This window comes from Mesorhizobium sp. WSM4829 (assembly GCF_055811475.1).
The window spans coordinates 150,645-159,887 of sequence record NZ_JBVVQJ010000014.1 but is presented as its reverse complement, the minus strand read 5'-3'; the positions used below and the strand labels follow the sequence as shown (position 1 = coordinate 159,887).

The window sequence follows — 9,243 nt, the reverse complement described above, 5'->3', positions numbered from 1 at the left end:
GCGCTCAAAGGCTATCACCTGCTGCCGAGCGTTCGCGGCGACCTGCTCCGCAAACTCGGCCGCTACGAGGAGGCGCGGGGGGGGGGGGGGGGCGCCCCCGCGGGGGGGGGGGGGGCGCCTCCTACGGCACCACAACAACGTCTACCACTGCCGCAGCGACCCCCTCCGCCGCCTTCGGCGGCACCTCCCCCTCAAGGGGGGAGGAGATCCTCTTCTACGTCGCCTCGCGCGGCCATCATGCCGACATTGGCGGCACGGCGCCCGGCTCGATGACGCCGCTCGCCACCACCGTCGACGAGGAAGGCGTGCTGTTCGACAATTTCCGCATCGTCGATCGCGGCCGGTTCCGCGAGAAGGAGCTGGAGACGCTGCTCACCGACCACCCCTACCCGGCGCGCAATCCGCACCAGAACATCGCCGACCTCAAGGCGCAGATTGCCGCCAATGAAAAGGGCGTTGCCGAGTTGCGCGAGATGGTCGCGCATTTCGGCCTTGGCGTGGTCGAGGCCTATATGGGCCATGTCCAGGACAATGCCGCCGAATGCGTGCGCCGCGTGCTGGAGCGGCTGCCCGACAGCTCCGTATACGAGTATCCGACCGACACCGGCCAAATCATCAAGGTGAAGATATCGGTCGACCGACAAAAGCGCGAGGCAACCGTCGACTTCACCGGCACATCGCCGGTCATGAAGAACAACTTCAACGCCCCCGAGCCGGTCGCCCGCGCAGCCGTGCTCTATGCGTTCCGCGTCATGGTCGAGGACATGATCCCGATGAATGCCGGGTGTCTGAGACCGATCAACATCATCATTCCCGAAGGTTGCATGCTGAAGCCGACCTACCCGGCCGCGGTCGTCGCCGGCAATGTCGAGACCTCGCAGCATGTCACCAATGCGCTGTTCGGCGCCATGGGCGCGATGGCCAATGCGCAAGGCACGATGAACAACCTCACCTTCGGCAACAAGCAGTACCAGTATTACGAGACGATCTGCTCCGGCTCGCCGGCAGGCCGGATGAACAGCGGTCGCGGCTTTGCCGGCACCTCCGGCGTCCACACCCACATGACCAATTCGCGCCTGACCGACCCGGAAGTGCTGGAGTTGCGGTTCCCCGTCCTGCTCGAGGATTTCCACATCCGCGAAGGCTCCGGCGGCAAAGGCAAATGGAGTGCCGGCGACGGCACCGAGCGCACCATCCGTTTCCTCGAAAAGATGGAATGCGCGATCCTGTCCTCACATCGCAATCGCCCGCCGCAAGGCCTGGACGGCGGCGGCGATGGTGAGGTCGGCTCGACCAAGGTTCGCCGCAAGGATGGCCGCATCGAAGTCCTGAAGGCTTGCGACCAGACGGTGCTCGAGGCCGGTGAAGCCGTCGTCGTGACGACGCCGACGCCGGGCGGATTTGGCCGCCCCTAAGGGGGCATCCAGAATTCGCTCTGGCGAGTCAGGTGGGGTGGTTTTCGAGAACCGAAGCGGAGCGGACATTTGGGTCCGTGAGCATCGCGCATGACACCAAAAAATCGGAACGATTTTCGGAAAGGATCATGCGCAAAATCAAAATGCTACAGCGTCCTTTGCGCGTCCTTGGGGACGCGCGGCGCTGTAGTAGCGCAGAAAACCGCGTCAGATGACCGCCGGAGTAGAATTATCGATGCCCCCGACTGTCACCGGCCTGTCATCCACCTGCGCTACCCGCTTGCGCCAGAGCAAACGGGGAATCGCCTTGTCATGACGGATGTTTCCGGAGAACTGGTTTTTCGCCGCGGCAAGCAAGTTGGCAAGGCCGTCTACCAGAACCGCCCGCTGTCGAAGGCCGGCCTCTCCGAGCGGCTCTTCGCCTTGCTGTTTTCCGGCCTCGTCTATCCACAAATCTGGGAAGACCCCGACGTCGACATGGAGGCGATGCAGCTTGGCCAGGGCCACCGCGTCGTCACCATCGCCTCGGGTGGCTGTAACATCCTTGCCTATCTCACCCGGTCACCCGAAAGGGTCGACGCCGTCGATCTCAACGCCGCCCATATCGCGCTGAACCGCATGAAGCTCGAAGCGGTGCGCCATCTGCCGTCGCAGGGTGACCTGTTCCGTTTCTTCGGCGCTGCCGAGACCCGTCACAATTCGCAAGCCTACGACCGTTTCATCGCGCCGCATCTCGACCCGGTCAGCCGTCATTACTGGGAACATCGCAACTGGCGCCGGCGTCGCCGCATCGCCGTCTTCGACAGCAATTTTTACCAGACCGGGCTGCTCGGCCTGTTCATTGCCATGGGCCATCGCACCGCCAAATTCTTCGGCGTCGATCCGGCCGGCATCATGGAAGCCAAAAGCCTCGTCGACCAGCGCCGCTTCTTCGACGAGGAACTGGCGCCGGTTTTCGAAAAACCGCTGCTGAAATGGGCAACATCGCGAAAAGCCTCGCTGTTCGGCCTCGGCATTCCGCCGGCACAGTACGATTCGCTGATCACCTCGGGCGACGGCACTATGGCCAGCGTGCTGAAGGCCCGGCTGGAAAAGCTCGCCTGCGATTTTCCGCTGGAGAACAACTATTTCGCCTGGCAGGCTTTTGCCCGCCGCTACCCCAATCCCGGCGAGGCGGCGCTGCCTGCCTATCTCGAAAAACGCAACTACAAAACGATCCGCAACAATGTCGACCGCGTCGCCATCCACCATGCCAATCTGATCGAGTTCCTTGCCGGCAAGGATGCCGGTTCGGTCGACCGCTTCGTCCTGCTCGACGCGCAGGACTGGATGACCGACGACCAGCTCAATGCGCTGTGGGCCGAGATCACCCGTACCGCGTCGACCGACGCTCGCGTCATCTTCCGCACTGCGGCCGAACCCAGCCTGTTGCCCGGCCGGGTCTCGAAGTCGCTGCTCGACCAGTGGAGCTATGCGGACGAGGCCTCGCGCGAATTCTCGGCCCGCGACCGTTCGGCCATCTATGGCGGCTTCCACCTCTATGTGAAGCAAGCAGCATGAGCGCGACCGACCTGCCGGCCAGGCACGGCGAACCGCCGGCCGGGCACGGCGAACTGATGGACGGCGTCTACCGCTGGCAGCGCCACGTCTACGATCTGACCCGCAAATACTACCTGCTCGGCCGCGACCGGCTGATCGCGGGGCTGAATGTGCCCGCCGGCGGCACCGTGCTCGAGCTTGGCTGCGGCACCGGCCGCAACATCGTCCTCGCCGCCCGGCTTTATCCCGACGCCCGCTTCTTCGGTCTCGATATTTCAGCCGAGATGCTGGAAACGGCCACCGCTGCCATTGCCCGCGAAGGTCTCTCCGGCCGCGCCAAGCTGGCGCGCGGCGACGCCACTGATTTCGACGCGAAGGCGCTATTTTCCGTCGAAAGCTTTGACCGCATTTTTGTCTCGTATTCGCTGTCGATGATCCCCGGCTGGGAGAAGACGATTTGCGCGGCACTTGCAGCCCTGTCACCCGGCGGTTCGCTGCATGTCGTCGATTTCGGCCAGCAGGAAGCCCTGCCCCGCTGGTTCCGCACGCTGCTGCGCGGCTGGCTGAGAAAATTCCACGTCGAGCCGCGCGAGGCCCTGCGGGACGTCCTGGAATCGGAATCTGCAAGAGTCGGCGCAACCCTTCGGTTTAGAACGCTTTATCGCGGTTACACCTGGCTGGCTGTGACCAGGATCGCCATCTAGTAGCCATGCTCTGATTACTAGCGCAGGAAGGTGCTCCAACTCCTCAGTGAGGCGGGTTGAATTCGGCTAAATCTCATTGCCATATGACCCAACGAGTGGTACATCAGGTCATCGCTGGAAGCATGGGATGATCGTAGGCTTTAGAGACGTATGGCTGCGGGCCTTCTTCGTGGACGACACTCACTCCCGCAACATTCCGTCCGATCTCGAAAGCCGCTTGTTCCGCAAGCTCCAGATGATTGACGACGCAGCGATCGATCAGGATTTGCGTGTGCCGCCCAGCAACCATTTCGAGAAGTTGCGCGGCAATCTCGAAGGCTTCCATTCGATCCGTGTCAACAAACAATGGCGGCTGGTCTTCCGTTGGGATGGAGGCAGGGGTGAGGCGTCGGACATATATCTCGACGACCACGGTTATAAGTGAGGTGAGACATGTTGATGACCGCACGCAAGCCAGCAACGGTTGGCGAAATTCTTACCGAAGAATTCATGCAGCCACTCGGCCTGACACAGGCGACTTTGGCCGAAGCTATGGGCGTCCAGCGCAAGCATGTGAACGAATTGTGCAACGATCGCCGTAATGTGACGGCGGCAACCGCGCTCATTCTGGCGCGAGTGTTTGGCAACAGCCCGGATTTCTGGTTGAACGTCCAACGCCGCAGCGACCTGTGGGCGGTCATGAATTCGCCCGACGAGCGGGCGCGTGTTGATCGTGCAAGGCCTTTGGCGACGGCTGCATAGACGCTGCGGCGAGCGACCGCCACACTCCTCTAATCCAGCGCCTTCACCAGTGCTGCCAGCATGATCTGCGGCCGGTAGCCGAGCTTGGCCGGCGTCAGGCCGAGCCGCACCACCACAAGCTGCGCCGACGGGATGATGGCGACCGTCTGCCCGTCATGGCCTTCCATCCAATAGCTATCCCCAGGCAGACCCGCAGCGATGCCGGCGCCGGGGCTCTCTTCGTCGCCCGGACCCTCGATCCACACTTGGCCGCTGCCATAGACTTTCGAGGCGGGTGCGGCTTCCCGCATCCAGGCGACGAAGCCGGCAGGCAGGATCTCCTGGCCGTTCCAGACACCATCCTGCAGCAGGAACTGGCCGAAGCGCGCCCAGTCGCGGGCGGTGGCGTAGAGATAGGACGAGCCGACGAAGGTGCCATGCTCGTCGGCCTCCAGCACAGCGCTATGCATGCCGAGCGGGTCGAACAGCGAAACCCTCGGCCACGCCAGCGCCTTGTTCTTATCGCCGATCGCATCCTGCCAGAGCCGCGACAGCATCACTGCCGTGCCGCTCGAATAGGAAAATACCTTGCCCACCGCGCCGGTCAGCGGCTTGGATCCGGCAAAGCCCGCCATATCAGGCTCGAGATAGAGCATCCGCGTCACGTCGGTGACGTCGCCATAATCCTCGTTGAACTCGAGCCCGCTCGACATCGCCATCATGTCGGCGAGACTGATGGCGGCGCGGCCGTCCGTTTTCCAGGGTCCGAACAGGCCCTGGTTCGTCATCACCATCTTGCCGTCCTTCACCAGCGTGCCGACGATCGCGGCATTGACCGTCTTGGTCATCGACCAGCCAAGCAGCGGCGTCTTTTGGGTAAAGCCTGCGCCATAACGCTCGGCGATGATGCGGCCGTTCTTGACCACCACCACAGCCCGCATACCGGCGCCGGTCATTGCAGGATCGTCGAGGATTTTCGCGATCTCGGGGTTTTGCGAGGCATCAACTCTGTCGCCCTCCGGCCAGAGCACGTCGAGCGGCGGCGCCGGTGTCAGCGGCGCCCCGGCGACTGCCTTGGCCCTGGCGATGTCGCCATCCGGAACCGAAGCACAGCCGAGCCCGTCGCGAACGACGGCGACGCTCTTGCCGAACACGCCGAACAGCCCGGCCGAAACCGTCCCCTGCTCCCAGTCGACCGACACCCGCATCAGCCTGAGCAGCGGGTGGCCCGGCGCCTGCACGTCGACGGCGAGCACCTGATCGGCATCGCGTCCGGCGATAAAGACATTCGAGCAGACGATCTTGGCCGTATAACCCGAGCCGACGCGGATCAGTTCCGGCGGCGCCAGATACAGCCAGGCAGCGAGTGCTGCGACCGCCAGCACGGCCAGCCCGAGCAGCCATTTGACCAGCCTCAGAACAGTCTGCATTCTTCCGACTCTCCCCGGACGCTCATCCATGCCATTGATTTGCCGCCATTGCTTCGGCAAAATCGCGGTTCTGGTCGAGCGCTGTCAACGGAATATCAACCATGATCGGCGATCACTGATGCATGTCGCCCAAAAGTGCGCAGCGGTTTTGGGATAACGAAATGCCATAAAAAAGATCAAGGCGCGCCGAAGCGGCGCGCTTTGGGATAGGAGAGCGGTCCTGTGGGGCGATCGCTTGGGGGCACGGTCGAGGGACCACCTGCAGCAACAACCCATCAGCGGCCGGCTGAAACCGGTTCAGGAGTAGCGATGCGCCGTTTCGCGGCTTTCATTATGCTGACGCTGCTGGGCGCCTGCTCGACCGTCGACGATCTTGCGCCCTCGCTGCCGGGCGCGCCGAGCGTTGCGGTGCGCGCACCCCGTTTTGACGACTCCGACCCGCATGAGTGGGACAGCGGCGCGCCGTGGAGCTATGCCGTTCATGGCACCGACGTCTCCAAATACCAGACCTCGGTCGATTGGCCGGCGGCCAGGGCCAGCGGCATTTCCTTCGTTTTCGTCAAGGCGACGGAAGGTGGCGATCGCTTCGACGCGTATTTCAACGAGCATTGGAGCCGCACGAAAGCCGCCGGAATTCCGCGCGCCGCCTATCATTTCTACTATTTCTGCACACCGGCCGCGACGCAGGCGCGCTGGTTCATCCAGAACGTGCCCAGAGACCGCTCGGCAATGCCGCCGGTTCTCGACATGGAATGGAACCCGCAATCGCCGACCTGCAAGCTGCGCCCCAATGCGGCCACGGTGCGCAGCGAGATGAGCACTTTCCTCGAAATCGTCGAAAAGCACTATGGCAAGAAGCCGATCATCTACACCTCGATCGATTTCTTCGACGACAACGGCCTGTCGGCCTTCCGCGGCTATCCCTACTGGCTGCGTTCGGTGGCCGGCCATCCGCGCAAAAGATACGGCAGCCACCCGTTCACCTTCTGGCAGTACACCGGAACCGGTATTGTGCCGGGCATCTCAGGGAAGGCCGATATCAACGTGTTCAACGGCTCGGAAGCCACCTGGAACAAATGGCTGCGGCAGAACACCCGTTGACAGCGGGCGTGCAGCCTGCTTTTCGACACAGCCAATGAAGGACGCCTGCAACCGCCGGTAATCTTCTCGGAGGATGGCGATGCGATTGCGCTTGGAAATTCTCGCGGCGCTGTTTCTGGCCGCCACGGCGGCGCCGGCGGTGGCACAGCAATGCGGCGGCGATTTCCAGGCATGGAAGCAGGGCGTTGTGGCCGAGGCGAAGAACGCCGGCGTCGGCACTGCCGGACTTGAGGCACTGGAAACCGCCGCTCTCGATGGAAAGGTGCTGGCGCGCGATCGCGCCCAAGGCGTCTTTACCCAGACCTTCATCGAGTTTTCGAACCGCATGATATCGGCCTATCGGCTGAAGCAGGGCGCGGTCATCTTAAAGGAATATGCCGACGTGTTTGCCCGCGCCGATCGCGAATTCGGCGTTCAGGCCCCGGTCATTGCCGCCTTCTGGGCGCTGGAAACCGATTTCGGCGCCGTGCAGGGCGATTTCCAGACGCTGAACGCATTGGTCACGCTCTCTCACGACTGTCGTCGCCCGCAGCTCTTCCGGCCCCAGATCGTGCCATTGTTGACGCTGATCGATCGCGGCGTGGTCCCGGCCGACGTCACCGGCGCCTGGGCGGGCGAAATCGGCCAGACGCAGATGCTGCCTTCCGACTATCTCGGCCGAGGCGTCGACGGCGACGGCGACGAAGTGATCGACCTGCGCGGCAGCGCGCCTGATGTGATCATGACCACGGCCAACAAGATCATGTCGCGCGGCTGGAAACGAGACCAGCCCTGGATCGAGGAAGTCCGCGTGCCGGACGACTTGCCATGGGACCAGACCGGCCGCACCAACAAGCTGCCGCTGGCGCAATGGGCTCAGTGGGGTGTCACCAACCCGAACAGCACGCCGCTTGTCGATAACGGCCTGAAGGCAGGCCTCGCACTGCCTATGGGCCGCAACGGGCCGGCCTTCCTGGTCTACGACAATTTCGACGTCTACCTCGAATGGAACCAGTCCTTCACCTATGCGCTGACCGCGGCAAATCTCGCCGCGCGGCTGGCGGGTGCGCCGCAATTCGACCCGCGCAATCCCGAACCCGGCCTCAACGGCGACCAGATGAGGGCATTGCAGACAAAGCTCGAGGCCAGAGGCTATGACGTAGGCACGGTCGACGGCATCCTGGGCACCAACACCCGCGAGGCGATCCGCAAGGAGCAGATGCGGCTAGGCCTGCCGGTCGACGGCTGGCCGACACCGGAGCTTCTGGGGAAGTTGTGAATGGTGAATGGTGAATGGTGAAATGGAACAGCACCGGATCCGCTTAGAGCAAAAGATCTACCACTATTCACTATTCACTATTCACTATTCACTATTCACTATTCACTATTCACTATTCACTATTCACTATTAACTATTCACTATTCACTATTCCTCGCCCAGCAAGCAGGAAGTCGATAAACACTCGCAAGGCCGGCGGAACCTGCCGGGAGCTTGTATGATATAGGTAAAAGCCCGGAAATCTCGGCGACCAGGCTTCGAGAAAACGGATGAGCTTGCCGGTTTCGATCCACGGCCGAACCTGGTAATCCAGCATGTAAGCCACGCCGATCCCATCCAGGGCCGCCCTGATCATCAGTTCCGTGTCGTTGACCGTCAGACCGCCGTTCACGGCTATTTCGAAAGCGCGCTGGCCTCGCGCGAACTCCCATCGATAGATGTTGCCGCCACCGGGCCACTGGAAATTGATGCATTGGTGATGGTGCAGATCGGCGGGATGACGGGGCATGGGGTGATCCTCGAGATAGCTGGGCGCCGCCACCGCAGCCATCTCCAGTTCGTCGCTGAGTTTCACCGCCACCATGTCCTTATGCAGCCGCTCACCAAGCCTGATTCCGGCATCGAATCGTCCCTCGACAATGTCAGTCAGTGTGTCGTCGACGATGATGGTGAGGGCAATATCGGGATAGGCCCGGCGGAAATCGCCGAGCATTGGAGCGATGAAACGCATGGCGGCGATGCGTGGAACGTTGATGCGCAACGAGCCTGCCGGTCGATCGCGCGATGCATGCGCGTCGGCGACAGCCCCTTCGAGTTCGCTGAATGCCGGAGCGAGGCGGGCAAACAGCGTTTCGCCTGCAGTGGTCGGCGACACGCTGCGTGTCGTGCGGTTGAGCAGCCGGACACCGACACGCTCCTCCAGCCCGCGTATCGTCTGGCTAAGCGCCGGCGGCGAAATCCTGAGCCTGGCGGCGGCGCGGACAAAGCTGCCTTCCTCGACGATCGTCGCGAACGCCTTCAGTTCGGAAAACTCGGTCCCTCGCATTATGTACCTCAGACTTAACAAGGCTGTTCGA

At 62.5% G+C, this 9,243-nt stretch carries 9 protein-coding genes; 7 read left to right on the top strand and 2 right to left on the bottom strand.

All coding sequences use genetic code 11. The annotated features are described in order from the left end of the window. From AC0L17_RS16170 to AC0L17_RS16150, 5 genes are all read left to right on the top strand, one after another. Positions 1-1,415, top strand: a 1,415-nt coding sequence (locus AC0L17_RS16170; RefSeq protein ID WP_473516555.1) for a hydantoinase B/oxoprolinase family protein, incomplete at its 5' end; no start/stop codon positions are given. A gap of 312 nt (positions 1,416-1,727) precedes the next feature. Beyond that, entirely contained in the window at positions 1,728-2,975 is a 1,248-nt protein-coding gene (locus AC0L17_RS16165; RefSeq protein ID WP_473516554.1) for a BtaA family protein, read from the top strand. Next, entirely contained in the window at positions 2,972-3,658 is a 687-nt protein-coding gene (locus AC0L17_RS16160; protein ID WP_473516553.1) for a class I SAM-dependent methyltransferase, read from the top strand. Before AC0L17_RS16165 ends, AC0L17_RS16160 begins: the two co-directional genes overlap by 4 nt. Positions 3,659-3,785: 127 nt before the next feature. Continuing rightward, on the top strand, positions 3,786-4,082 hold the full coding sequence (locus AC0L17_RS16155) for a type II toxin-antitoxin system RelE/ParE family toxin (RefSeq protein WP_473516552.1): 297 nt from the start codon (positions 3,786-3,788) through the stop codon (positions 4,080-4,082). An 8-nt stretch (positions 4,083-4,090) separates the two neighbouring features. Further along, on the top strand, positions 4,091-4,399 hold the full coding sequence (locus tag AC0L17_RS16150; protein WP_254021741.1) for a HigA family addiction module antitoxin: 309 nt from the start codon (positions 4,091-4,093) through the stop codon (positions 4,397-4,399). A 29-nt stretch (positions 4,400-4,428) separates the two neighbouring features. Here AC0L17_RS16150 and AC0L17_RS16145 read toward each other — a convergent pair whose 3' ends face one another. Continuing rightward, positions 4,429-5,808, bottom strand: coding sequence for a serine hydrolase domain-containing protein (locus AC0L17_RS16145; protein ID WP_473516551.1), 1,380 nt, complete (start codon positions 5,806-5,808; stop codon positions 4,429-4,431). A 309-nt stretch (positions 5,809-6,117) separates the two neighbouring features. On the opposite strand from AC0L17_RS16145, the gene AC0L17_RS16140 reads away from it, so the two are divergent. Next, complete coding sequence (locus AC0L17_RS16140; RefSeq protein ID WP_287138262.1) at positions 6,118-6,909, top strand: glycoside hydrolase family 25 protein; 792 nt, start codon at positions 6,118-6,120, stop codon at positions 6,907-6,909. A 79-nt stretch (positions 6,910-6,988) separates the two neighbouring features. Then, positions 6,989-8,167, top strand: coding sequence for a lytic murein transglycosylase (locus tag AC0L17_RS16135; RefSeq protein WP_473516550.1), 1,179 nt, complete (start codon positions 6,989-6,991; stop codon positions 8,165-8,167). Positions 8,168-8,300: 133 nt separating this feature from the next. Here AC0L17_RS16135 and AC0L17_RS16130 read toward each other — a convergent pair whose 3' ends face one another. Then, positions 8,301-9,212: a LysR family transcriptional regulator gene (locus AC0L17_RS16130; protein ID WP_473516549.1), complete on the bottom strand. Its 912-nt coding sequence runs from the start codon at positions 9,210-9,212 to the stop codon at positions 8,301-8,303. Positions 9,213-9,243 lie beyond the last annotated feature (31 nt).